Raw genomic sequence first — 22,717 nt, forward strand, 5'->3', positions numbered from 1 at the left:
AGTCGTCGTCCGTGTACGAGTCGAAGGAGCCCTGCGGGGGCATGCCGCCGTAGCCGTGGTCGTCGCCGCTGCCGGGCGGACCGAAGCCGCCGGCGCGACGGGCCCGCCCCTCTCGTCATGCCGCGGCAGCGGCCTCCTTCTCGGAGGTCTCGGAGGTCTCGGCGGCCGGTGTGCTCACCCGTTCGGTACGGGGCGCCTGGCCGTTCCGCAGGCCGAACCGGGCGATGACCGCGACCAGCGCGAAGGCGGCGGCGCCGATCCAGAAGGTGAGGGTGAAGCCGGACTCGGCCGGCAGGGCCGGGACGCCGGCGGGCAGGTGCTCGATCGTCTGCGAGGCCAGGATCGTGGTGACCACGGCGCTGCCGACCGCGCTGCCGGTGGAGCGGGAGATCGAGTTGATGCCGTTCGCGATGCCGCTCTGGTGGTGCGGGACGCTCGCCATGATGACGGCGGGCATGGCCGCGTAACCGAAGCTGACGGCCGCGCCGACGATCACGCCGGCACCGATCACCGAAGCCGTGTGGCCGTGGTCGAGGGCGAGCCAGCCGAAGCCGACCGCGCCGAGCGCGGCGGCCAGGGTCAGCGCGGTCCGCGGGCCGCGGTGGCGGACGAGCCGGCCGCCGATCGGCGAGGCGAGCAGGGAGACGATCGCGCCGGGCAGCAGGAACTCCACGGAGGCGCGGAGGATCGAGGCGCCGAAGCCGTAGCCGGTGAGGGCCTCGGGCATCTGGACGAGGTACGAGACGCCCAGGAAGTTCGCGAACATGCCGAAGCCGACGAGGATGCCGGCCAGGTTGGCCATGAGGACCGGCCGGTGCACGAACATCCGCATGTCGACGAGGGGCTCGCGGACCTTGAGCTCGGTGAACACCCAGACGACGGTCATGACGGCCGCGGCGGCGAAGCTGCCCAGGGTGCGGCCGGAGGTCCAGCCCCATTCGTGGCCCTGCGATATCGGCAGCAGGAGCAGCAGCAGGGTGGCGCCGAGGGTGAGCGCGCCGAGGAAGTCGGTGCGGCCGCCGGTCTTGTGGCGGGTCGCGGGGACCAGGAACACGACGGCGAGCAGGGCGATCGCGGCGAAGCCGGTGGCCATCCAGAAGGCGCTGCGGTAGTCGGCGTCGGCGCCGGAGGTGAGCAGGCCCGTGGCGACGAGCGCGAGACCGCTGCCGAACGCGAGGGTGCCGCTGACCAGGGACATCGCGCCGGGCAGCTTCTGCGGGCGGACCTCCTCGCGCAGCACGGACAGGGCCAGCGGGAAGATCGCGGTGGCGGCGCCCTGGAGGACGCGGCCGAGGATCAGCAGGGGGAGCGAGGTCGCCAGGGCGGCGACGACGGAGCCGGCGACCATGACGCCGAGGACGGCGACGAGGGTGGGCTTCTTGCCGTGCTGGTCGCCGAAGCGGCCGAGCAGCGGGGTGAAGACGGCGGCGGAGAGCAGGGTGGCGGTGGTGACCCAGCTGACGTTGGCGGCCGAGGTGCCCAGGTCGGCGCGGATGAGGCCGAGGATCGGGACCGGCAGGGTCTGCATCATCGACACGACCATGGCGGCGAGGCTCAGCGCGAAGACGACGAGCGTCTCGCGCCGGGGATCGGCGGCGGGCGGGGTGGTCTCGTGACTCATGTGTGGGGACCTTCTCGGTGCTTCACGTCGTAGATGTTTGATGTCATCAAGTAATACGACGAAGGTAAGCGCTGATGCTTGAGGAGGTCAAGTAAATGCTTGAGGTGCTTAAGTAAACAATTGATAATGTCAAGGATCCTGAGTACGCTCGAACCATGAGCGCGACGACCCCCGAGACGACGCCCACCAAGCTCCAGCTGCTGGAACTCCTCGCAGCCATCGGCACGGCCCAGTGGCGCGACTTCGCCACGGCCGCCGCCCACCACGGGCTGACGTCCACGCAGGCCAAGGTCCTCGCCCAGCTGAACGGCCCGCTGCCGATGCGCGCCCTCGCGACCCTCCTCGTCTGCGACGCCTCGAACGTCACCGGGATCGTCGACCGCCTGGAGGGGCGCGGCCTGGTGCGGCGCGAGCCCGACGCCTCCGACCGGCGCGTGAAGAACGTCGTGGCCACCGACGAGGGCAGGGAGGTCATCCGGCGGGTCCGCGAGGAGATGCAGGCGACCCACGGCGCCCTCGACACCCTCGGCGCGGAGGACAGCGCCACCCTGTACGGCCTGCTCGCGCGGCTGCGGCCGGGCATGGAGAACAACGCCTGAGCGTGGCCACGCCCGGGCACGGAGAAGGGCGCCTGACGGGAAACCCCGTCCAGGCGCCCGTGCCACCCCGGCTCAGTCCCCGCGCTCCCCGAAGACCCTAAGGATCTCCTCGGCGGCCAGGGTCGCCGTCAGCCCGCCGTCCCTGACCCGCTGCTCCAGGGCCGGTGCGAGCTCCTGGACCGCCGGGTCGGCGCTCAGCCGCCGCAGCAGCTCGTCGCGGACCATCGACCACGTCCAGTCGACCTGCTGGTTCTGACGCTTGGCCGTGAGGCGGCCGGTCGAGTCGAGCAGCGCCCGGTGCTGCTTCAGACGGTCCCAGACCTCGTCGAGGCCCGCCGACTCCCGGGCGCTGCAGCTGAGCACCGGCGGCGTCCACACGGCGTCCGCGAGTGGGGTCTCCCCTGCTCGAACGGAGTTGAGAGCTTGGGGATGCATCAGCCGCAGCGCGCCCGCCAGTTCCCGCGCGGCGGCGCGGGCGTCGCGCTCGTGCGGGCCGTCCGCCTTGTTGACGGCGACCACGTCGGCCAGTTCGAGGACGCCCTTCTTGATGCCCTGGAGCTGATCGCCGGTACGGGCCAGGGTGAGCAGCAGGAACGAGTCGACCATGTTCGCGACGGCGGTCTCGGACTGGCCGACGCCCACCGTCTCCACGAGCACCACGTCGTACCCCGCGGCCTCCATCACGACCATCGACTCGCGGGTCGCCTTGGCGACGCCGCCGAGCGTGCCGGCGCTGGGGGAGGGGCGGACGAAGGCCGCCGGGTCGACGGCCAGCCGCTCCATCCGCGTCTTGTCACCGAGGATCGAGCCGCCCGTACGGGTCGACGACGGATCGACGGCGAGCACCGCCACCCGGTGGCCGAGCCCGGTCAGCATCGTCCCGAACGCGTCGATGAAGGTCGACTTGCCGACCCCGGGCACCCCGCTGATCCCGATCCGCACGGCCTTTCCGCTGTGCGGCAGGAGCTCGGTGAGGAGCTCCTGCGCGAGGGCACGGTGCTGGGGGCGGGTCGACTCGACGAGGGTGATCGCGCGGGCGATCACCGCCCGCTTCCCGTCGAGCACGCCCTTCACATACGTGTCGAGACCGATCACAGCTCGTGTCCGAGGTCGGCGGCCAGTCGGGTCACCAGGTCGTGGGCCGCGTCGGGGATCACCGTCCCCGGCGGGAACACGGCCGCCGCACCCATCTCCAGGAGCGTGGGGACGTCCTGCGGCGGGATGACGCCGCCGACCACGATCATGATGTCCTCGCGGCCCTCCGCCGCCAGCTCCTCGCGCAGCGCCGGCACGAGGGTGAGGTGCCCCGCGGCCAGCGACGAGACCCCGACGATGTGCACGTCCGCCTCGACGGCCTGACGCGCCACCTCGGCCGGGGTCTGGAACAGCGGGCCGACGTCCACGTCGAAGCCCAGGTCGGCGAAGGCCGTGGCGATCACCTTCTGGCCGCGGTCGTGGCCGTCCTGGCCCATCTTGGCGACCAGGATGCGCGGCCGGCGCCCCTCGGCCTCGCCGAAGGCGTCGACCAGGGCCCGGGTGCGCTCCACGGAGGGGGACTCGCCTGTCTCGGTGCGGTACACACCGGAGATCGTACGGATCTGCGCCGCGTGACGGCCGTACACCTTCTCGAGCGCCTCCGAGATCTCGCCGACGGTGGCCTTCGCGCGGGCCGCGCGCACGGCGAGCTCCAGGAGGTTGCCGTCGCCGCCGGCGGCGCGGGTGAGCGCGTCGAGCGCGTCGCGGCAGGCGGTCTCGTCGCGCTCCTCGCGCAGCCGCCGCAGCTTGGCGATCTGCTGGGCGCGGACGGAGGAGTTGTCGACCTTGAGGACGTCGATCTGCTCGTCCGAGGCAACGCGGTACTTGTTGACGCCGATGACCGGCTGGCGGCCGGAGTCGATGCGGGCCTGGGTGCGGGCGGCGGCCTCCTCCACGCGCAGCTTGGGGATGCCCGCGTCGATGGCCTTGGCCATGCCGCCGGCCTGCTCGACCTCCTGGATGTGCTGCCAGGCGCGGCGGGCCAGGTCGTAGGTGAGCTTCTCGACGTACGCGCTGCCGCCCCACGGGTCGATCGTCCGGCAGGTGCCGGACTCCTGCTGGAGGAGCAGCTGGGTGTTGCGGGCGATGCGCGCGGAGAAGTCGGTGGGCAGCGCGAGCGCCTCGTCGAGGGCGTTGGTGTGCAGCGACTGGGTGTGGCCCTGGGTGGCGGCCATCGCCTCCACGCAGGTGCGCGTGACGTTGTTGAAGACGTCCTGCGCGGTGAGCGACCAGCCGGAGGTCTGCGAATGGGTCCGCAGGGAGTAGGACTTGGCGTTCTGCGGGTCGAACTGCTTGACCAGCTTCGCCCACAGGAGCCGGGCCGCGCGCAGCTTGGCGATCTCCATGAAGAAGTTCATGCCGATCGCCCAGAAGAACGACAGCCGTGGTGCGAAAGCGTCGACGTCCAGGCCCGCTTCCCGCCCGGCCCGGATGTACTCCACACCGTCCGCGAGCGTGTACGCCAGCTCCAGGTCGGCCGTCGCGCCCGCCTCCTGGATGTGGTACCCGGAGATGGAGATGGAGTTGTAGCGCGGCATCCGCTGCGAGGTGTAGGCGAAGATGTCGGAGATGATCCGCATCGAGGGCCCGGGCGGGTAGATGTACGTGTTGCGGACCATGAACTCCTTGAGGATGTCGTTCTGGATGGTCCCGGCCAGCTTCTCGGGCGGCACGCCCTGCTCCTCGGCGGCCACGATGTACAGCGCGAGGACCGGAAGGACCGCGCCGTTCATCGTCATCGACACCGACATCTTGTCCAGCGGGATGCCGTCGAAGAGCTGCCGCATGTCGTAGATGGAGTCGATGGCCACGCCGGCCATGCCGACGTCACCGGTGACGCGCGGATGGTCGCTGTCGTAGCCGCGGTGGGTCGGCAGGTCGAAGGCGACCGACAGGCCCTTCTGGCCGGCGGCGAGGTTGCGCCGGTAGAAGGCGTTCGACTCCTCGGCCGTGGAGAAGCCCGCGTACTGGCGGATCGTCCAGGGCTGGTTGACGTACATCGTCGGGTACGGGCCGCGCAGGTACGGGGTCATGCCCGGGCGGGTGTCCAGGAAGTCCAGGCCCTCCAGGTCCTGCCCGGTGTAGAGCGGCTTGACGGCGATGCCCTCCGGGGTCTCCCACAGCAGGTCGTCGCCGCCGGCCGCCTTCTTGACGGCCGCGCGCCACTCGTCGGGCCCGCCGTCGGCGGCCTGTGCCCCGAGCTCGATCCCGGAGAAATCGGGGATGGACATCAGGACACTCCCATGCGGTCGAGGGCGGTGGAGAGCAGGGCGACGGCGTCGCAGCCGGCGAAGACGTACGCGTCCACACCGGCGTACGACGCGGGGCGCCCGGCCAGGAGGACGTGCTCGGCCCCGGCCGCGCGCAGCTCCCCGGCGGCGGTCTCGGCCTGCTCCTCGTACAGCGCGTCACTGGAGCAGAGGCAGGCCTCGCGGGCGCCGCTCTCCTCGAAGGTGCCCTCGGTGACGGGCTCGATGCCGCCCGCCTGGAAGAGGTTGGCGGCGAAGGTGAGCCGGGCCGAGTGCGCGGCCGCCGGGCCGAGCGCGGCCAGGTAGACGCGGGGCCGGGCGCCGGTGGCCGCGAGGTGGGCGTCGGAGCGGGCGCGCAGCGCCTCGTACGCCTCGTCGCGGCGGACGCGGGGGAGGCCGCCGGAGAGCGGCTCGGGCGCGGGGGCGCGGTCGACGGGCTTCTCCGCGAGGTGCGGGAACTCGCTGACGCCGGTGATGGGTTCGCGGCGGGTGGCGAGCTTCCTGCTGCGCGCGGCCCAGGTCTCGGCGAGCCGCTCGCGGATCAGGCCGGAGCGCAGCGCGGTCTCCTGGCCGCCGGCCCGCTCGATCGTCTGGAAGAAGTCCCAGGCGGCGTGGGCGAGTTCGTCGGTGAGCCGCTCCACGTACCAGGAGCCGCCCGCCGGGTCGATGACCCGGGCGAGGTGGGACTCCTCGATGAGGACGGTGGAGGTGTTGCGGGCGATCCGGCGGGCGAACGCGTCGGGCAGGCCCAGCGCGTCGTCGAAGGGCAGCACGGTGACGCTGTCGGCGCCGCCGACGCCGGCGGCGAGCGTCGCGATGGTGGTGCGCAGCATGTTCACCCAGGGGTCGCGGCGCGTCATCATCACCGGCGAGGTCACCACGTGCTGGCGCTGGGCACCCGCCTCGGGGGCGCCGCAGGCCTCCGCGACGCGGGCCCACAGGCGGCGCGCGGCACGCAGCTTCGCGATCGTCAGGAACTGGTCGGCGGTGGCCGCGTAGCGGAACTCCAGCTGCCCGCAGGCCTCGGTGATGCTCAGTCCGGCCTCGGTGAGACCGCGCAGATAGGCGACGCCGGTCGCGAGGGAGCAGCCCAGCTCCTGCGCGGCCGAGCCGCCGGCCTCGTGGTACGGCAGGGCGTCCACGGTCAGGGCCCGCAGGCCCGGGTAGGTGTCGGCGCAGCGGCGGGCGAGTCCGGCGACGGACGCGAGGCCGTAGGCCGGGCGGCCGGTGCGGGCCTCGTGGCCCAGCGGGTCCGCGCCCAGGTTGCCGCGGGCCGCCTCGGGGGCGACGCCGCGCTCCTCGTACAGCCGCAGCAGCCGCTCGGCGGCCGCCTCCGTCTCGTCGCCCGCGTCGAGGACGACGGGCGCGAGGTCGAGGTAGACGCCGTCGAGGGCGCTGTCGAGGGAGGAGACCGGGATGCCGGTGCCGCCGACGCCGAGCCAGAGGGAGGTGACGCCGTTCTCCAGGTCGGCGAGGACGGCCTCGCCGTCGGCCGTGACGTGGCGCTGGCGCACGTCCCAGCCGCCCACGGTGTTGCCCTCGGCGCGTCCGCCGCGCACGAAGGGCGCGAAGCCGGGGAGGCCGGAGTCGGGCGCGGAGTCGCGCGCGGTGTAGAGGGGGCGCGTGTCGAGGCCGTCCTCCACCAGGGTGGACAGGGCGTCCTCGGCATCGGCGCCGGAGACCTCCTTGCCCGACTTGCGCAGGACACCCGCCACGAGGTGTTGCCACTGCTCATGTGGCGCGTCTGGGAATTCGGACGCCAGGGAGAGCCCGTCGTCAGGCAGGACCGTCATGGCTCGGATGCTAGGGGAGATCGACAAAGGAGCAGGAGGGCGTACGACTGTGACCTTCTTCTCTTCGTGAAAGTGAGTTAGGTTAGGCTTGCCTAAGCTTCAGTCTTCGTCGTCCCACTCCCCGGGAGTACGTGCATGCGTCCCTTCAGCGCCCACGCCGCGCGGCCCACGCCCGCCGAACGCGTCCGGTCCGTCCTGACCGCCGCCCACTCGATGACCGTCGTCACCGACGGGGTCCACCAGGAGGTCCACCTCCTCGACGGCACCGGGCCGATGGGACACCTCCACCTCCACGACCCCTCCGAGGACTGCCCCGCCGCAAGCACCGCGCGCATCCCCGTCCGCCTCGAACTCACCGACGTCGCCCCCACCCCCGTACGCCGCCGCCTGCGCGCCCGCGTCACCCTGACGGGACTGCTCTCCGCCCCGTACACCTCGGAGGCCACCACGAGCACCTGCGTGGAGTTCGGCCAGGCCCTCCTCGAAGACGACGAGGGCCGCACGTACGTCACCCTCGACGAGATCCGGGCCACCGACCCCGACCCGATGGCCACCGCCGAGGCGACCATGCTCACCCACCTCGTCGACCGCCACGCCGAACTCGTCCCCCTGCTCCTCCGCCTCGTCCGCCCGCGCCCCGAACGGGAGTTGGTCCGCGCCCTGCCCGTCGCCCTCGACCGGTACGGCCTCACCCTGCGCCTCGAACACCGCACCGGCCGCGACCGGGACGCCCGGCTGCCGTTCCCCACCCCCCTCACCGACATGGACCAGGCCGGCCCCCGCATCCACGCACTCCTCGCCGCCGCACGCCGCGCCTCCCACACGCACCACCTGCTCACCTGAGCCGCTCCTCCGAGGCGCCTCCACCGCCGAGATGCCGGAGCGCCTTCGCAGGCGCACCATGGACGGCGTAGGCCCGCGTGCAGCGGGTGCCGGAACCGCTCGGGGATCTCCCTATCCGGACACGGCCACGCCATGAACGCAGGAAGCCCGGCCAAGAGCCGGCCAGCACCCACGCAAGGCGTCCTCTACCGCACCGGTCACTGGTGCGCCCGCCACTTCGTCGTCGTCATCGCGCTCTGGCTGGCGGCCGTCGCAGGCCTCCAGGTCCTCGACCGGGCCGTCGGCGGCGAGTACGAGGACAACTTCTCCCTCCCGGGAGTGCAGTCGGCCGACGGACTCGACGTCCTCAAGGCACACGACCCCGCGGCCGGCGGATACAGCGCCCAGGTCGTCCTGAACGACCCTTCCAAACCCCTCACGCAGGAGGCCTCCGCGGTCAACTCCGCGGTCGCCGCCCTGGCGAAGCTCCCCGACGTCATCGGCGCGCAGAATCCGCTCCCGCCGCCCGGGACCACACCGCCGCCGCTCCCGGCGGGGACGCCCAACGTGGGACCGCTGTCCACGGACGGCAAGACCGCCTACATCACCGTCCGCTTCAGCGTGGCCCCCTCCACGCTGGGCACCGACTACCTGAACGGCGTCGATGCCGCGGTACAGCCCCTGAGGGACGCCGGCGTCACCGTCGAGTACGGCGGTTCGCTCGGCGAACTCGCCCGCCCGACGGCCGACGACCGCAGCAGCGAGGCCATCGGCTTCGCCGTCGCGATCGTCGTCCTCCTCATCGGCTTCGGCAGCGTGATCGGGGCCGTCATGCCCCTGGTCACCGCACTGCTCGGGGCCGTCTGCGGACTCGCGCTGCTCGGCCTGATGGCGGCCGCCTTCACCTTCGGGACCGTCTCGCCCACCCTGGCCACCATGATCGGCCTGGGCGTCGGGATCGACTACGCGCTGTTCCTCATCACCCGCCACCGCCAGAACCTCATGAACGGCCACGATCCCGCCGACGCGGCCGGCCTCGCGACCACCACCAGCGGCCGCGCGGTCCTCGTCTCCGGCTGCACCGTCATCATCGCCCTGTCCGGCCTCTGGGTCTCCGACGTCACCTTCATCGGCAAACTCGGCCTCGCGGCCGCCTTCACGGTCGTCACCGCCGTCATCGCCGCACTCACCCTGGTCCCGGCCATGCTCGGACTCGTCGGCAGACGCATCGACCGGTACCACGTGCGCAGACCCGTCGCCGAGACCGACGCCGAGCCCGGAGCACCCGCGCACGGCACCTGGCACCGGTACGCACAGCGGGTCGAGAGGCGCCCCTGGTGGTTCCTGACCGGCGGCGTCCTCGTCCTCCTCGTGCTGGCGTTCCCCCTGCTGTTCATCCAGCTCGGCCACATCGGCGACGGCGCCGACCCCGAGTCGTTCACCGACCGCCGGGCCTACGACCTGATCTCCACCGCCTTCGGCCCCGGCGCGAACGGGCCGCTCACGGTGGTCGTCGACCAGTCGGCCGTGCCGGCCGCCGACCGGGCCGACCTCGGCACCAAACTCAAGGACGCCCTGACGGGCGTCCCCGACGCCGCCTACATCACCCCGCTCCAGACCACCTCCGACGGAGACGTCCTCGTCGGCACCGCGTACTCCGTGGCCTCCCCGCAGGACGGCAAGACCACCGAACTGACCAACCACCTGGTCGACGACGTCCTCCCGCAGGCGGTCACCGGCACCGACGCGCAGACCTACGTCACCGGGAACACGGCCGCCCAGGTCGACTTCCTCGACATCGTCTCCAGCCGACTTCCGCTGATCATCGCCGTCGTCGTGGGACTCGCCTTCCTCGTCATCCTCATCGTCTTCCGCGGAGTCCTGGTCGCGGTCAAGGCGGCCGTGCTCAACGTGCTCTCCATCGCCGCCTCGTACGGCGTCGTCGTCGCCGTGTTCCAGTGGGGCTGGGGCGGACCCGCCCTCGGGGTCAACGGCAAGGTGCCCATCGAGAGCTACGTACCGATGATGATGTTCGCCATCGTCTTCGGCCTGAGCATGGACTACGAGATCTTCCTGCTCTCGCGCGTCCGCGAGGCCTGGCTGCGCACCGGTGACTCCAAGGCCAGCGTCGCCCACGCCCTGGAGATCACCGCACGCGTCATCACCTGCGCCGCGCTCATCATGGTCAGCGTCTTCGCGGCCTTCATCGTCTCCGACAACATCGTCGTCAAGATGCTCGGCCTCGGCCTCGCCGCCAGCGTCCTCATCGACGCCACCGTGGTCCGCCTGCTGCTCGTACCCGCCGTGATGACCCTCCTCGGCCGCCACGCCTGGTGGACCCCGCGCTGGCTCGACCGGATCCTGCCGCACCTGGACACCGAGGGCGAGGAGGCCCTCCAGGCCGAGCAGGCGGCCCAGAGCGCCGGAAGGACCTAGGGAGGCTCAGCCCCGCGCCAGCTCCCCGAGCAGCTTCCAGGTCCGGCGGCGGTCGTCCTCACCGCCCAGGTCCGTCGCCGTGAACACCACCTCCGTCGCCCCCGCCTCGGAAAAGCGCCGCACCTCGGCGGCCACGGTCTCCTCGTCACCGATCACCGCGACACCGGCCGCCCCCTCGGCGCCGGAGAGCTCGATCGCCCGCTGGTAGGAAGGAATCCGCTCGTAGAGCGCGAGCGCCTCCGCCGCCTTCTGCCGCACGCCCTCGGCGTCCGCCGTCACCACGCCCGGCACCAGCGCCACGATCCGGGGCGCCGGCCGCCCCGCCGCCTCGGCCGCCGCCGTCACCGTCGGGACGATGTGCTCGGCGAGCGCCCGCGGACCCGCGAGGAACGGCAGGATCCCGTCGGCGAGTTCACCACTGACCCGCAGCGCCTGCGGGCCCATCGCGGCGACCAGCACCGGCACCGGCGGCTCCGCCCCCGGAACGGCCGCCGGGTACGGGGTCGTCGCCGTCAGCAGCTCCCCGTGGAAGTCGGCCTCGCCCGTCTCCAGCAGCGGCCGCAGTGCGGTGAGGAACTCCCGGAGCAGCCCGATCGGCCGCTCGTACGGAAGGCCGAACGCGGTCTCCGTCAGATGCCGGGTGCCGAGCGCGAGCCCGAGGTGGTAGCGGCCGCCGGTGGCGGCCTGGGCGGTCTGCGCCTGGCTGGAGACGAGCAGCGGATGGCGGCCGAAGACCGGTATGGCCGAGGTTCCCACGTGCAGCCCGGGCACCTCGCGCCCGACGATCGCGGCGAGCGAGGGCGAGTCGTACGCGAAGGTCTGGCCGAACCACGCCGAGTGCAGGCCGGCGTCGTACGCCTCCTTCGCCAGCCGCACCGTGTCGTCGACAGGAAGCTGCCGGGAGGTCGAACTGAGCGTCACTCCGAGAGTCATGCACCCGGCAACCAGCCGTGCCACGACCGGCATTCCCGATTCCGTGTGAACACCGTGTGGCAGGGATGATGGGGCACATGAAGACGCTCGCCGAAGTGGACGCCCTGGCCGACCGCGCGCACGCCGGGCAGGTCGACAAGATCGGGACCCCCTACGTCGCCCACGTCCGCGCGGTCGCCGCCGGCCTGGAACCGTTCGGCCCGCACCTGGCCATGGCCGGCCTCCTGCACGACGTCATCGAGGACACCGAGTGGACGGCCGAACGGCTGCGCGCCGCGGGGATCCCCGACCGCGTCGTCGCCCTCGTGGAAGCCGTCACCAACCACCCCGACACGCCCTACGAGGAGAAGCTCCGCCTCATCACCGAGGACCCCGGCGCCACCCTCGTGAAGATCGCCGACAACGCGCACAACAGCCGCACGGACCGGGCCGCCGCCCTGCAGCCCGCACAACGGGAACGGCTCGCCGCCAAGTACCGGGCGGCCAGGGCCGTCCTGTGGCCCGCGGCCGACCCCGGCGACATCGCGACGATCCTCCGGGTGGTCAACCCCGGCCTCCTGGAGGAGCTGACCACCCGCTGACGGACCCCGCCGCTCAGCCGGCCCGGCCGGACAGCCAGCCCTTCAGCTCGGTGGGGCGGTTCGTGATGACGCCGTCCACCCCGAGCTCGTCCAGCGCCTTCCAGCGCGCCGGCTTGTCGACCGTCCACACGTTCACCGCCACACCGGCCGCGTGCAGATCGGCGACCAGCTGCGGACGCGTCGCCAGTGCGGCGTCCCCGACGTTGTACGCGGCCAGGTCCAGATCCCGGGCCACCGCCACGGGATCCGCGTCCAGGGTGTCGCGCAGCAGACCCAGCGGCAGTTCGGGCGCCAGCTCGTGGGCGAACCGCAGGGACGGGACGTCGAAGCTCTGGACGAAGACCCGCTCCGTCATCTCCTGCTCCCGCACCTGCTGGACGATCCGGGCCACCTCGGCGCGGCTGTGCCGCCCCTTGATCTCCAGGAGCAGCTTCCCGCCGCGCTCCCTCAGGTCCGCGAGCTGCGCGGCCAGCGTCGGGATCCGGGCACCGGCGTAGGCGGGGGCGAACCAGGAACCCGCGTCCAGCTCGTCGAGCTGGTCGGACGTCAGCGAGCGGATCGGACCCGTGCCGTCCGTGGTCCGGTCGACGGTGGTGTCGTGGAGGATGTACGGCACGCCGTCCTTGCTGGGCTGCACGTCGTTCTCGATCCAGACGGCCCCGCCCCGCCGGGCCACCTCGTCCGAGACCAGGGTGTTCTCGGGGGCCGCCGAGGGCGCACCCCGGTGGGCGATCACCGTCAGCGGTGCCCCGGCCGCGCGCATCCAGGGGCTCGCCGCCGCGGGGCCCCGAGCCGCCGCCGAGCCCTGAGCCGCCGGGCGGGGCGCGGACGTCGAGGGCGGCGCGGCGACGACGAACACCGTCGCGAGCCCCGCGACGACGGTGGCGACGGCTACCAGTCCGATGGTCCCGCGCCGACGGGACCGGCCGGCGGGCGCTTGAGCGTCTCTCATGGCCGACCACCCTAAGGGGTGTTCCCGGGATCGGGCCCCGGGCTCGCGGCGACACGACCGGCGACACAAGCCCTTCGCCGGATCGGTCCGGTCTGCGGCATCGTGTGAGGTATGCCCGGAGCCGCGCCATCGGGGGACCACGGCCGGGCGCACCGACTCAGGGGGACTCATGGACACCGGAAAGGCACGGAGAACGGGCGGCCCCGCGAAGACCGTCGCACCGGGACGTCAGGAACGCGGCCGGGGCGTGCTCGAAGGAGCGTTCGCGCTGCTCGACGCCCTGCGCAGGAACGGCGACGAGGCCGGAGTGACCGAACTCTCACTCGCCTGCGGGGTGCCCAAGGGCAGCGTCCACCGGCTCCTCGACCAACTGGTCGACGTCGGCGCCGTCGAACGCACGGGCAACCGCTACCGCGTCGGCCCGCAGCTCTACCGCCTCGGCCAGGCCTGGGAACCGCACCCCGGACTGCGCACCGCCGCCCGCCTGCCCCTCCAGCGCCTGCGCGCCGCCACCGGCGCCAGCGTCGTCCTCACCGTGCTCCGCGAGGACATGGCCATCACCGTCAGCTCCGTACCCGGCGACCTGGAACCGCTGCTCCCCGTACGCGACGGGATCGCCTTCCACCTCGACACCGCCGCCGGGAAGGCGCTGCGCGGGCCGCTCGGGGGCGGGGCCGTGTTCGACCGCGAGGACGTGATGGAAGGGGTGTGCTGCGCCTCGCTGCCGGTCCGCGCCCCGGACGGGCGCACGGTCGCGGCGCTCGCCGGCATGGTCCCGGCCGGCCGCGGACTCGACGCGCTCGCCCAGGCCGTCGCGGAGGCGGGGGCCGCGGTCACCCGCGCGCTCGCCCGGGGCGTGCGGAGGAGACCGGTGCCGTCGGCCGCGCCGGTCCTGTAGGCCCCCGGTTCACGGGCCTGTTCCGCCCAGCGGAACGCGCGTAGAGCAGGGGCGGGCCCGCCGGGCACAGTAGGTGTCGTGCCGGGGGGAAACGGCACACCGGGACCGCCGGTTGAGGCGGACCGGACACCATGTCACATGCGTGACCCGATGTGTGGGGGGACCACATGCGCAAGAACCGAGTCGTCCGAGCCGCCGCCACCGCTCTGCTCGGGCTGGGCAGCCTCGGCGCCTTCGCCGGCACCGCGCACGCCGAGCCGATCGACTACGTCAAGATCGAGCTCTTCGAGCTGCACTGCCAGCAGAACAGCGAGGGCGACCACGACGAGGCCTACCTCAAGATCACCGACGCCAACGGCAACGCCGTCAAGGTCTGGCCCGGCAACGGCATCAAGTACCAGACCATGGGCACCGGTTACGTCCGCTCCATGGAGGACGGCAACGGCAACGCCGCGCTGATCCTCGGCAAGGAGCAGGCCCGCACCCTGACCCTGTGGGACTACGACTCCACCAGCAGCGACGACAAGCTGGGCGCCACGCTCGTCACCGGCAGCGAGGTCGGCGCCGAGACCCAGTGGCGCACCGTCGAGGGCTCCGGCGGCATCTACGTCATCGGCTACCGGGTCGTCGACATCTGATCGGCACAGGACGACAGGAGGAAGGGCCGTGCCGGCGACCGGCACGGCCCTTCCCCGCGTCGTGGGTCAGTCCCCTTCGGGCGCGTGCAGCTCGCCCGAGCGCGCCACCCGCGCGTACCAGCGGGCGCTCGATTTCGGCGTCCGCTCCAGGGTGTCGTAGTCCACCCGCACCGCGCCGAAGCGCTTCGCGTAGCCGTACGCCCACTCGAAGTTGTCGAGCAGCGACCAGAGGAAGTACCCGCGCACGTCCACGCCGTCCGACAGCGCCCGGTGCACCGCCTCCAGGTGCGCGTGCACATAGGCGGCGCGCTCCGGGTCGTGCACCGAACCGTCCGGACCGACGACGTCCTCGTACGCCGCCCCGTTCTCGCTGATCACCAGCGGCAGACCGGGGTACGCGGCGGAGACCCGGGTCAGCAGGTCGTACAGCGCGCTCGGATCGACCGCCCAGCCCATCGCCGTCGGCTCGCCCGGCGCCCGGTGGAAGGCGACCGCGTCCGCGCCCGGCCACGGCGAGTGCTCGCTGTGCCCGTGGCCGTCGTCCTGCGGCTTCTCCGCGCCCTCCGGCACGTGCGAGACGACCGTCGGCGTGTAGTAGTTGATGGCGAGCAGGTCCAGCGGCTGGTTCGCCGCCGCGGTGTCGCCGTCCCGGACGAAGGACCAGTCCGTCAGGTGCGCGGTGTCGGCCAGCAGGTCCTCCGGGTAGGCGCCCTCCAGCATCGGGCCCAGCCAGACCCGGTTGCCGACGGCGTCGATCCGGCGGGCCGCCTCCAGGTCCTCGGCCGAACCGGTCAGCGGCCTGATCTCGTGCAGGTTGAGCGAGACCGCGAGCTGACGGTCCGCCGGCAGTGCGGCACGCAGCGCCTGGACCGCGAGACCGTGCCCGAGGTTGAGGTGGTGGGCGGCGCGCAGCGCGGCGACCGGGTCGGTGCGGCCCGGGGCGTGCACCCCGGAGCCGTACCCCAGGAAGGCGCTGCACCAGGGCTCGTTGAGCGTCGTCCACCGCTTCACCCGGTCACCGAGCGCGTCGGCGACGATGCCCGCGTACTCGGCGAACCGCTCGGCGGTCGACCGCTCCGGCCAGCCGCCCGCGTCCTCCAGCTCCTGCGGCAGGTCCCAGTGGTAGAGGGTCAGGGCCGGCTCGATGCCGGCGGCGAGCAGCTCGTCGACGAGCCGCCGGTAGAAGTCCAGGCCCTGCTGGACGGCGGGGCCCCGGCCGGTGGGCTGGACGCGGGACCAGGAGACGGAGAAGCGGTAGGCGTTCAGGCCGAGTTCGGCCATGATCCCGACGTCCTCGCGGAACCGGTGGTAGTGGTCCACGGCCACGTCGCCGGTGTGGCCCTCGAAGACCTTGCCGGGGGTGTGCGAGAAGGTGTCCCAGATGGACGGGGTGCGGCCGTCCTCCGCGGCCGCTCCCTCGATCTGGTAGGCGGCGGTGGCCGCGCCCCACAGGAAGTCGGCGGGGAACGAGCGGGTCGCGGTGAGTGGCCGGGTTTCGGACGCGGTCATAGGAGAGGGCTCCCAACACGGTTACGGAGTTACGGAGATGAGGGCTTCCGGCGGCACGGTCCGGGGCGCGGGGCGCCCGGCGCGCCGGTCAGCTCTTCACGGCGCCGGCCGTGATGCCGCCGACGATGTGCTTGCCGAGGAAGGCGAAGACGAGCAGCAGCGGCACGGTGGAGATCAGGGCGCCGGTCAGCACCACGGCGTGGTCCACGGTGTGGTTGCCCGCCCCGAGGCCGGCGAGGGCCACCTGGAGGGTGGGGTTGCCGTCCGGGGTGAGCGCGATGAACGGCCAGAAGAAGTCGTTCCACGCCTGGACGAAGACCAGCATGCCGAGCACGGCCATCGCGGGCCTGGCCACCGGGAAGACCACGTGCCAGATGATCCGGAGACTGTGCGCCCCGTCCATCCGGGCCGCCTCGACCAGCTCCACCGGCAGCGCCTCGACCAGGAACTGCCGCATGAAGAACACGCCGAAGGCGGCGACGAGCGAGGGCAGCACGACCGACTGGAGCTGGTCGAACCAGCCGAGGTCCGTGATGATCTGGTACAGCGGGATCACGCTGAGCTGCGGCGGGATCGTCATCGTGGCGACCACGAGCGAGAGCATCATGCCCCGGCCCTGGAAGGGCAGTTTGGCGAAGGCGAAGCCGGCGAGCGTCGAGAACAGCACCGTGGACAGGGCCACCAGGCTCGCGACGATCGTGGTGTTGATCAGCGCCTCGCCCATGTCGACCTGGTTCCAGGCGAAGCTGAGGTTGTCCAGGAGCCGCTTGCCGGGCAGCAGCGGCGCCGGGGCCTCCACGACCCGCTCGCCGGTGTGCGAGGCGGCGACCAGGTTCCAGTACAGCGGGAACAGCGAGACGACGGCGGCGAGCACGAGCAGGACGTACGTCACCGGACCCGCGTGGTGCTGCCGGCCGGCCGACTGCCCGAACCGGCGTACCGGGGTGGGTGATTCGAGTGTGCGGGCCATGAGGTCATCCCCTCGGCTTCGTGCGGTCGCGACGGGAGACGAGCGCCTGGACGCCGCCGATGAGGAGGAGCATCAGGAGCATGACCCAGGCGATCGCGGAGGCCTGACCCAGCGCGCCGGTCATCCAGCCCTTCTCGTACATCAGCAGGCTCAGCGTCTGGAACTGGTTGCCGCTGCCGCCGCTGATGCCGAGGCTGCCGCCGTAGAGCATCGGCTCACCGAACAGCTGCGTGGCGCCGATGGTGGAGACGATGATCGTGAAGAGGATCGTCGGCCGGATCGACGGGATCGTGACGCTGATGAACTGCCGCCAGCGCGAGGCCCCGTCGAGCGAGGCCGCCTCGTACAGGTCCTGCGGCACGGCCTGCATCGCGGCCAGGTAGATCAGCGCGTTGTAGCCGGTCCAGCGCCAGGTGACGATCACAGAGATCGCGATCTGCGCGGGCCACTTGGACGACTCCCAGTCCACCGGGTCGAAGCCGATCCAGCCGAGCATGCTGTTGATCATGCCGTAGTCGGTGTTGAACAGCTGGGCGAAGACCAGGGTCGCCGCCGCGATCGAGGTGGCGTACGGGGCGAGGATCGCGACCCGGAAGAAGCCGCGGCCGCGGAGCTTGTAGTTGAGCAGGTGCGCCAGGCCCAGGGCCATGAGCAGCTGCGGGACGGTCGAGATCACCCCGATGGTGAAGGTGTTGAGCAGCGCGTTCCAGAAGAACTCGCTGGTGGCGAGGTCGGTGTAGTTCTCCAGGCCCTTCCACGTCGGGTCGCCGCCGAGCTCGACCCGGTTCAGGGAGAGCCAGCCGGTGTAGAGCAGCGGGAAGAGACCGAAGGCCGCGAAGGTGAGGAAGAAGGGGGCGATGAAGACGTACGGGATCGCCTTGATGTCCCACCGGTAGAGCGTGCTGCGCAGGCCGCCCGGATTGGAGCGGCGGGGCCGGGAGCCGGGGGAGGAGGGCGGTGCGGCGGGCGGCGGGGAGCCGGCCCGCTCCGCCCGGACGGAGGTGGCCACGGGGGCGTCCTTCCAGGTCGATGCGTGCGGTGGTGCGGACGGTGCCGGTCCGCCGCTGCCCTCGGACGGCGGCGGACCGGCAGGCGCCCCCGCTACTGGTCGATCTTGTCGTCGACCAGCTTCTTGACGTTCTCCCAGGCCTTGGCCGGGTCGGTGCCGCGCTGGTCGATGTCGAGGATGCCGTTGTCGGTGAGGAAGGTCTTCACCTGGCCGTCGTAGCGGCTGATGGTGGCGGGGGTGATGCCGGCCGCCGCGCTGGAGAAGATCTTGCCGACCGGGGTGTCGCCGAAGTACGGGAGCTTCGCCTCCTGGACCGCCGAGGAGAGGAGCGTGTCCTTGGAGGAGGGGATGTTGCCGTTCACCGCGAACACCTTGGCGTGCTGCTCGGGCGCGGTCAGCCAGGCGGCGAGCTCGGCCGCCTCCTTGGTGTGCTTGCCGGCCTTCGGGACGGCGAGGAAGGAGCCGCCCCAGTTGCCGGCGACCGGCGGCGCGGCGATGTCCCACTTGCCCTGGTTGGCGGGGCCCGCCTGGTCCTTGATGATGCCGGTCATCCAGCTCGGGCAGGCGACGGTGGCGAACTTCGAGTTCTTGAAGGCCGCGTTCCACGTGCCCTTCTCGTCGAACTGGCGCAGCTTGGCGGTGAGTCCGCCCTGCGCCGCCTTCACCGCGATGTCCCAGGCGTTCTTCACGCCGGGGCTGTTCTCCCAGTCGAGCTCGCCGCTCGCGTTGGCGTACTGCACCGGGTCGCTGGCGACGACGGCGTTGAACAGGCCGCCCGCGGAGTCGTGGAAGGCGGTGCCGGCGGGCGCGGCCGCCTTGTACTTCTTGCCGGTCTCGATGAACTTGGACCAGTCGCCGGCCCACAGCTTGCCGACCTCTTCGCGGGTGGTGGGCAGCTTGGCCTTGGCGAAGAGGTCCTTGTTGTAGCAGATGGCCATGGGGCCGATGTCGGTGCCGAGGCCGATGACCTTGCCGTCGCCCGTCGTCGCCTGCTTGACCTTCCAGTCGAGGAAGTCACCGAGGTTCGCGCCGCCCTCCTTGCCGAGGTCGACCCACCTGTTCGCCATGGCCGTGCCGGTCGCCTCGGCGATGTAGCCCACCTCGATGGCCTGGATGTCGGCGACGCCGCTGTTCTGGGCGAGGCGCAGCTTCAGCGTGTCCCAGTACTTCTGACCGTCGGAGACGTTCGACTCCTCGATCTTGATGTTCGGGTGGAGCCGCTCGTACTCGGCGTACAGCTTGGCGCCGGTCTTGTTGTCGTAGCCGAAGGAACCGAAGGTCCCGATCCGCAGGGTGATCTTCCCGGAGCCCTGGCCGCTCGCGCCGCCCTTGCCACCGTCCTCGTCGCTGCCGCAACCGGTGAGCAGGGTCGTGCCGGTCGCGACGACGGCGACCGCCGCGATCGCCGCACGGCGTCCGCGTCTGCTGCTGGAAGTGCGCATTCCACTCTCCTCGTCCAAGGTGGTGCTCTCTGTGCGTCTTCTGTGCGCCAAGCGGCCCGGCCGGCTGATCGCGGCTCGGCGGCGCCCGCCAGGACCTGATGCAGGGCTTGTGTCGCGTCCCGATGGGAGCGCTCCCACGTCGTTGCCGGAAGGTTGCGTCCTGGCGGGTGCGGGTGTCAAGACATGAACGCGGATTCGTTACCGGAAGGTTTTCCCGTCATTTCGCGACGCCTCGTGGCCATCGAGCCGTCATCTCCTGAACGCGGCGCGTGGCGCGGCGGCGGGTCGGTGGACTACTGTGGGAGCGCTCCCACCCCCTTGCGTGCGGTCGGTGAGCAGCGCGTTGTCCTACGAGGGGAGTTCGGGAGTCGTGAGCGGACGGCAGAGCGGCAGACCCACCCTGGAGCAGGTTGCGGCCAGGGCCGGGGTCGGCCGGGGGACGGTCTCCCGGGTGATCAACGGTTCCCCCCGGGTGAGCGAGCAGACCAGAACGGCCGTCGCCCGAGCCGTCGCCGAACTCGGCTACGTACCCAACCAGGCCGCCCGCGCCCTGGCCGGCAGCCGCACCGACGCGATCGCGCTCGTCATCCCCGAGGCCGAGGCCCGACTCTTCGCCGAGCCCTACTTCCTCGACCTCATCCGCGGGGTCAGTGCCGCACTCGCCGAGGCCGACAAGCAGTTGCTGCTCACCCTGGTCCGCAGCGAGCAGGAGCGGCAGCGCTTCGAGCAGTACCTCGCGGCCCAGCGCGTCGACGGGGTGCTGCTCGCCTCCGTCCACGGCGACGACCCGCTGCCCGAGCGCGTCAGGGACCTGGGCCTCCCGGTGGTGATGAACGGCCGCCGCACGGAGGCCGAGCCCGTGCCGTACGTGGACTCCGACAACATCGGCGCCGGGCGCGCGGCCGTCGCCCACCTCGTGGGGCGCGGCCGGAGCCGTATCGCGACCGTCACCGGGCCCCTCGACATGTACGTGGCACGGGCCAGGCTCGGCGGCTACCGCGCCGGGCTCACGGAGGCCGGACTCCCGCCCGACGAGGCCCTGGTCCAGGCCGGGGACTTCACCGAGGAGGGCGGCCGGCGGGCCATGCGGCTGCTGCTCGACCGCAGCCCGGACCTGGACGCCGTCTTCGCCGCCTCCGACGTGATGGCGGCGGGCGCTCGCGGGGTGCTGCGGGAGGCGGGCCGCCGGGTCCCCGAGGACGTGGCGCTCGTCGGGGTCGACGACTCGCCGGTGGCGCGGCTCATGGACCCGCCGCTGACGAGCGTGCGGCAGCCCATCGAGGAGATGGGCCGCACGATGGCGCGGATGCTGATCCGGGAGATCCATGAGAGGACGGAGGCCGCCCCGGGGGAGTCGCGCCGGCATGTGCTGCCGACGGAGCTGATCGTGCGGGAGTCGAGCTGAGGGCGCGTGCGGGGCGTACGGACGGCCCCGGGGGATCCGGATCCCCCGGGGCCGCCCGTCGCCGGGTTACAGCGCCGGGTACGCGTTCTTCAGGAGCTCCTGGAACTGGGCCGAGAACCACTGGCCCGCGAGCGGGGCGTCCGGCAGCGCGCCCGACATGCTGTTCCCGTTACGGACGTTGCCCGTGTACGTCGGGTCGCACATCCGGTCGAAGCCCTTGCCCTCGGTGTTCGGGATCTCCTTGGAGGCGCCGTCGGACTCGCCCGGGGGCTTCATCCAGACGTACGCGTCGATGCCCGCGGCCGGGGCCGCCTGGGGCCGTTCGCCGAGGCCCGCACCGGACTGGTTGCACCAGTTGCCGGGGTTGATGCGCCGGTCGTAGCGGCCGCCGTTGACGTACGTGTCGACGCTGGTCGTGGCGCCCGGGCCGGTGGGCCGGGCGGTGCCGCCCCAGCCGTTGCGGGAGGTGTCGATCAGCATGCCGAGGTTGGGGTCGAAGCCGATCGAGACGAGCTTGGCCCGCATGGCCTGGGCGTACGACAGCTCGTCGGTGTACCGGTTCCAGTCCACCCACTTGGACTGGCGCACGGAGACGCCGTTCACGCTGTCGTCGATGGTGAAGTGGTCCTCCTTCAGGGCGCTGTAGTTGGCGGTGTTGACGATGAAGCCGTGCACGTTGGCGAGCGTCGAGCCCTCCGCCGTGGCGGCCTGCTTGAAGAGTTCGGCGGAGGGGCCGAAGTTGTCGTCCCAGCCGAGCCAGCCGTGGTGGCCGGCGTCGACGTAGTTGTAGACGTTGGGGATCGCGCCGAGCTTCTTGAGCGCGTAGCCGACGCCGGTGATGTAGTTGCCGTTGGTCTTCATGACGTCGCAGTTGGCGGTGGCCGTGGGACGCCCGGAGACGTTGGTGACCAGGTTGGGCAGCGAGTCGATCTCGACCGTGGTGACGATCCGCAGGCCCGCGTACTTGGAGTCGGCGAGGATCGCGGCGAGCGGGTCGATGTACTCGGTCTTGTACCGGCCGATCTCCGTGGGCCCGAGCTCTCCGTTGGAGGCGAGCGCGGCGCAGTCACGGCCGGGCAGGTTGTAGACGACCAGCTGGACGACGAGCTCGCCCGAGCCCTTCTGCTTCAGGGCCTCGTCGAGGTGGGCGCGCAGGCCCATCGAGGTGCTCGTACCGTTGACGAGGGCGATCCGGTCCAGCCAGATGCCGGTGGGCTGGTTGGAGACCTTGGTGCCGCCGGGCTCGGCCGCCGCCTTCGCGGACCACTCGGGGTTCACGTACACCTTGGCGCCGGCGTACGGGTTGTCCACCCGGGTGCCGGCCGGCGGCGTGGTGGGAGGCGTGGTCGGCGGGGTTGTCGGGGGAGTGGTGGGCGGGGTGGTCGGCGGGTCGGTCGGCTGCGTGGCCGTGTTGCAGGTGACGCCGTTCAGCTTGAAGGTCGCGGGGACGGCGTTGGTGCCGCTGTAGGAACCGTTGAAGCCGAAGGAGGTCGAACCACCGGTGGCGAGCGCCCCGTTGTAGGACATGCTCTTGGCGGTGACGACGGCCCCGGACTGGGTGATGGTGGCGTTCCAGCCCTGGGTGACCTGCTGGTTGCCGGCGTAGCTCCATTCCAGGGTCCACGAGGACGTCGGGTCGCCCGTGTTGGTGACGACGACGTTGGCGCCGAAGCCGGTGTTCCACTGGTTGGTGATGGTGTAGTCGACCTTGCAGCCCGGGGTGGCTGCGCCGGCGGTGGCGCCGAAGACCGTGGCGGTGGCTCCCGTCGCGGTGACGAGGCCGAGGGCCGCCAGGAGGGCGGTACGGCTGGTGCGGCTCATGGTG

At 72.0% G+C, this 22,717-nt stretch carries 18 protein-coding genes; 7 read left to right on the forward strand and 11 right to left on the reverse strand.

The features are described 5' to 3' along the window. Positions 1–115: 115 nt before the first annotated feature. Positions 116–1,621 (reverse strand): MFS transporter, encoded by a 1,506-nt coding sequence (locus ABT041_RS02395; protein WP_351177694.1) that lies wholly within the window; start codon positions 1,619–1,621, stop codon positions 116–118. Positions 1,622–1,776: 155 nt separating this feature from the next. Here ABT041_RS02395 and ABT041_RS02400 point away from each other — a divergent pair, with 155 nt between their 5' ends. Continuing rightward, complete coding sequence (locus ABT041_RS02400; protein WP_351177697.1) at positions 1,777–2,220, forward strand: MarR family winged helix-turn-helix transcriptional regulator; 444 nt, start codon at positions 1,777–1,779, stop codon at positions 2,218–2,220. 72 nt (positions 2,221–2,292) lie between these two features. Here the strand turns inward: ABT041_RS02400 and meaB are convergent, their stop codons facing one another. Genes meaB through ABT041_RS02415 form a run of 3 tightly spaced genes read right to left on the reverse strand, consistent with a single transcriptional unit; the run spans position 2,293 to position 7,297 of the window. After that, a complete protein-coding gene (gene meaB / locus ABT041_RS02405; protein WP_351177700.1) occupies positions 2,293–3,315 on the reverse strand; it encodes a methylmalonyl Co-A mutase-associated GTPase MeaB in 1,023 nt (340 codons plus the stop codon). After that, the gene (gene scpA / locus ABT041_RS02410; RefSeq protein WP_351177703.1) at positions 3,312–5,486 is read right to left on the reverse strand and encodes a methylmalonyl-CoA mutase; all 2,175 of its coding nucleotides are present in this window, start codon (positions 5,484–5,486) and stop codon (positions 3,312–3,314) included. Before scpA ends, meaB begins: the two co-directional genes overlap by 4 nt. Continuing rightward, positions 5,486–7,297 carry a methylmalonyl-CoA mutase family protein gene (locus ABT041_RS02415; protein ID WP_351177706.1) on the reverse strand — a complete coding sequence of 604 codons (1,812 nt, stop codon included), beginning with the start codon at positions 7,295–7,297 and terminating at the stop codon, positions 5,486–5,488. The genes scpA and ABT041_RS02415 overlap by 1 nt, the downstream gene beginning before the upstream one ends. Before the next feature lie 135 nt (positions 7,298–7,432). On the opposite strand from ABT041_RS02415, the gene ABT041_RS02420 reads away from it, so the two are divergent. Both ABT041_RS02420 and ABT041_RS02425 read left to right on the forward strand, forming a co-directional pair. After that, complete coding sequence (locus tag ABT041_RS02420) at positions 7,433–8,140, forward strand: DUF2470 domain-containing protein (protein ID WP_351177709.1); 708 nt, start codon at positions 7,433–7,435, stop codon at positions 8,138–8,140. A gap of 132 nt (positions 8,141–8,272) precedes the next feature. Further along, complete coding sequence (locus tag ABT041_RS02425) at positions 8,273–10,555, forward strand: MMPL family transporter (protein ID WP_351177711.1); 2,283 nt, start codon at positions 8,273–8,275, stop codon at positions 10,553–10,555. 6 nt (positions 10,556–10,561) lie between these two features. Here the strand turns inward: ABT041_RS02425 and ABT041_RS02430 are convergent, their stop codons facing one another. Next, positions 10,562–11,488 carry an LLM class F420-dependent oxidoreductase gene (locus ABT041_RS02430; RefSeq protein ID WP_351177714.1) on the reverse strand — a complete coding sequence of 309 codons (927 nt, stop codon included), beginning with the start codon at positions 11,486–11,488 and terminating at the stop codon, positions 10,562–10,564. A gap of 77 nt (positions 11,489–11,565) precedes the next feature. Here ABT041_RS02430 and ABT041_RS02435 point away from each other — a divergent pair, with 77 nt between their 5' ends. Then, positions 11,566–12,069: an HD domain-containing protein gene (locus ABT041_RS02435; protein WP_351177716.1), complete on the forward strand. Its 504-nt coding sequence runs from the start codon at positions 11,566–11,568 to the stop codon at positions 12,067–12,069. A 13-nt stretch (positions 12,070–12,082) separates the two neighbouring features. Here the strand turns inward: ABT041_RS02435 and ABT041_RS02440 are convergent, their stop codons facing one another. Continuing rightward, positions 12,083–13,021 (reverse strand): glycerophosphodiester phosphodiesterase, encoded by a 939-nt coding sequence (locus ABT041_RS02440; protein ID WP_351177718.1) that lies wholly within the window; start codon positions 13,019–13,021, stop codon positions 12,083–12,085. Between the two features lie 169 nt (positions 13,022–13,190). Between ABT041_RS02440 and ABT041_RS02445 the strand changes: the two genes are divergently transcribed. Both ABT041_RS02445 and ABT041_RS02450 read left to right on the forward strand, forming a co-directional pair. Further along, positions 13,191–13,919: an IclR family transcriptional regulator gene (locus ABT041_RS02445; RefSeq protein WP_351177720.1), complete on the forward strand. Its 729-nt coding sequence runs from the start codon at positions 13,191–13,193 to the stop codon at positions 13,917–13,919. Positions 13,920–14,086: 167 nt separating this feature from the next. Continuing rightward, positions 14,087–14,557 carry a hypothetical protein gene (locus ABT041_RS02450; RefSeq protein WP_256341229.1) on the forward strand — a complete coding sequence of 157 codons (471 nt, stop codon included), beginning with the start codon at positions 14,087–14,089 and terminating at the stop codon, positions 14,555–14,557. A 66-nt stretch (positions 14,558–14,623) separates the two neighbouring features. Here the strand turns inward: ABT041_RS02450 and ABT041_RS02455 are convergent, their stop codons facing one another. From ABT041_RS02455 to ABT041_RS02470, 4 genes are all read right to left on the reverse strand, one after another. Continuing rightward, positions 14,624–16,066, reverse strand: coding sequence for a GH1 family beta-glucosidase (locus ABT041_RS02455; RefSeq protein ID WP_351177724.1), 1,443 nt, complete (start codon positions 16,064–16,066; stop codon positions 14,624–14,626). An 88-nt stretch (positions 16,067–16,154) separates the two neighbouring features. Next, the gene (locus tag ABT041_RS02460) at positions 16,155–17,036 is read right to left on the reverse strand and encodes a carbohydrate ABC transporter permease (RefSeq protein WP_351177727.1); all 882 of its coding nucleotides are present in this window, start codon (positions 17,034–17,036) and stop codon (positions 16,155–16,157) included. A gap of 4 nt (positions 17,037–17,040) precedes the next feature. Beyond that, positions 17,041–18,045, reverse strand: coding sequence for a carbohydrate ABC transporter permease (locus ABT041_RS02465; protein WP_351177730.1), 1,005 nt, complete (start codon positions 18,043–18,045; stop codon positions 17,041–17,043). 92 nt (positions 18,046–18,137) lie between these two features. Next, positions 18,138–19,487, reverse strand: a complete 1,350-nt coding sequence (locus ABT041_RS02470; RefSeq protein WP_351177733.1) for an ABC transporter substrate-binding protein — start codon at positions 19,485–19,487, stop codon at positions 18,138–18,140. Between the two features lie 370 nt (positions 19,488–19,857). Here ABT041_RS02470 and ABT041_RS02475 point away from each other — a divergent pair, with 370 nt between their 5' ends. After that, positions 19,858–20,892, forward strand: a complete 1,035-nt coding sequence (locus tag ABT041_RS02475; RefSeq protein WP_351177735.1) for a LacI family DNA-binding transcriptional regulator — start codon at positions 19,858–19,860, stop codon at positions 20,890–20,892. Between the two features lie 66 nt (positions 20,893–20,958). On the opposite strand, the gene ABT041_RS02480 is transcribed toward ABT041_RS02475, so the two are convergent. After that, the gene (locus ABT041_RS02480) at positions 20,959–22,713 is read right to left on the reverse strand and encodes a glycoside hydrolase family 6 protein (protein ID WP_351177738.1); all 1,755 of its coding nucleotides are present in this window, start codon (positions 22,711–22,713) and stop codon (positions 20,959–20,961) included. Between the last annotated feature and the right edge of the window lie 4 nt (positions 22,714–22,717).

Origin of the sequence: Streptomyces sp. NPDC002825 (assembly GCF_040295385.1) — a bacterium.
Lineage (GTDB): Bacteria > Actinomycetota > Actinomycetes > Streptomycetales > Streptomycetaceae > Streptomyces.

What these genes read in the sequence shown, in the direction of transcription:
- ABT041_RS02440 (WP_351177718.1), bottom strand. Translation starts at nt 13,021, where the DNA reads ATGAGAGACGCTCAAGCGCCCGCCGGCCGGTCCCGTCGGCGCGGGACC.
- ABT041_RS02455 (WP_351177724.1), bottom strand. Translation starts at nt 16,066, where the DNA reads ATGACCGCGTCCGAAACCCGGCCACTCACCGCGACCCGCTCGTTCCCC.
- ABT041_RS02480 (WP_351177738.1), bottom strand. Translation starts at nt 22,713, where the DNA reads ATGAGCCGCACCAGCCGTACCGCCCTCCTGGCGGCCCTCGGCCTCGTC.
- ABT041_RS02425 (WP_351177711.1), top strand. Translation starts at nt 8,273, where the DNA reads ATGAACGCAGGAAGCCCGGCCAAGAGCCGGCCAGCACCCACGCAAGGC.
- ABT041_RS02430 (WP_351177714.1), bottom strand. Translation starts at nt 11,488, where the DNA reads ATGACTCTCGGAGTGACGCTCAGTTCGACCTCCCGGCAGCTTCCTGTC.
- ABT041_RS02435 (WP_351177716.1), top strand. Translation starts at nt 11,566, where the DNA reads ATGAAGACGCTCGCCGAAGTGGACGCCCTGGCCGACCGCGCGCACGCC.
- ABT041_RS02395 (WP_351177694.1), bottom strand. Translation starts at nt 1,621, where the DNA reads ATGAGTCACGAGACCACCCCGCCCGCCGCCGATCCCCGGCGCGAGACG.
- ABT041_RS02450 (WP_256341229.1), top strand. Translation starts at nt 14,087, where the DNA reads ATGCGCAAGAACCGAGTCGTCCGAGCCGCCGCCACCGCTCTGCTCGGG.
- ABT041_RS02445 (WP_351177720.1), top strand. Translation starts at nt 13,191, where the DNA reads ATGGACACCGGAAAGGCACGGAGAACGGGCGGCCCCGCGAAGACCGTC.
- ABT041_RS02460 (WP_351177727.1), bottom strand. Translation starts at nt 17,036, where the DNA reads ATGGCCCGCACACTCGAATCACCCACCCCGGTACGCCGGTTCGGGCAG.
- ABT041_RS02400 (WP_351177697.1), top strand. Translation starts at nt 1,777, where the DNA reads ATGAGCGCGACGACCCCCGAGACGACGCCCACCAAGCTCCAGCTGCTG.
- ABT041_RS02420 (WP_351177709.1), top strand. Translation starts at nt 7,433, where the DNA reads ATGCGTCCCTTCAGCGCCCACGCCGCGCGGCCCACGCCCGCCGAACGC.
- scpA (WP_351177703.1), bottom strand. Translation starts at nt 5,486, where the DNA reads ATGTCCATCCCCGATTTCTCCGGGATCGAGCTCGGGGCACAGGCCGCC.
- ABT041_RS02470 (WP_351177733.1), bottom strand. Translation starts at nt 19,487, where the DNA reads ATGCGCACTTCCAGCAGCAGACGCGGACGCCGTGCGGCGATCGCGGCG.
- ABT041_RS02415 (WP_351177706.1), bottom strand. Translation starts at nt 7,297, where the DNA reads ATGACGGTCCTGCCTGACGACGGGCTCTCCCTGGCGTCCGAATTCCCA.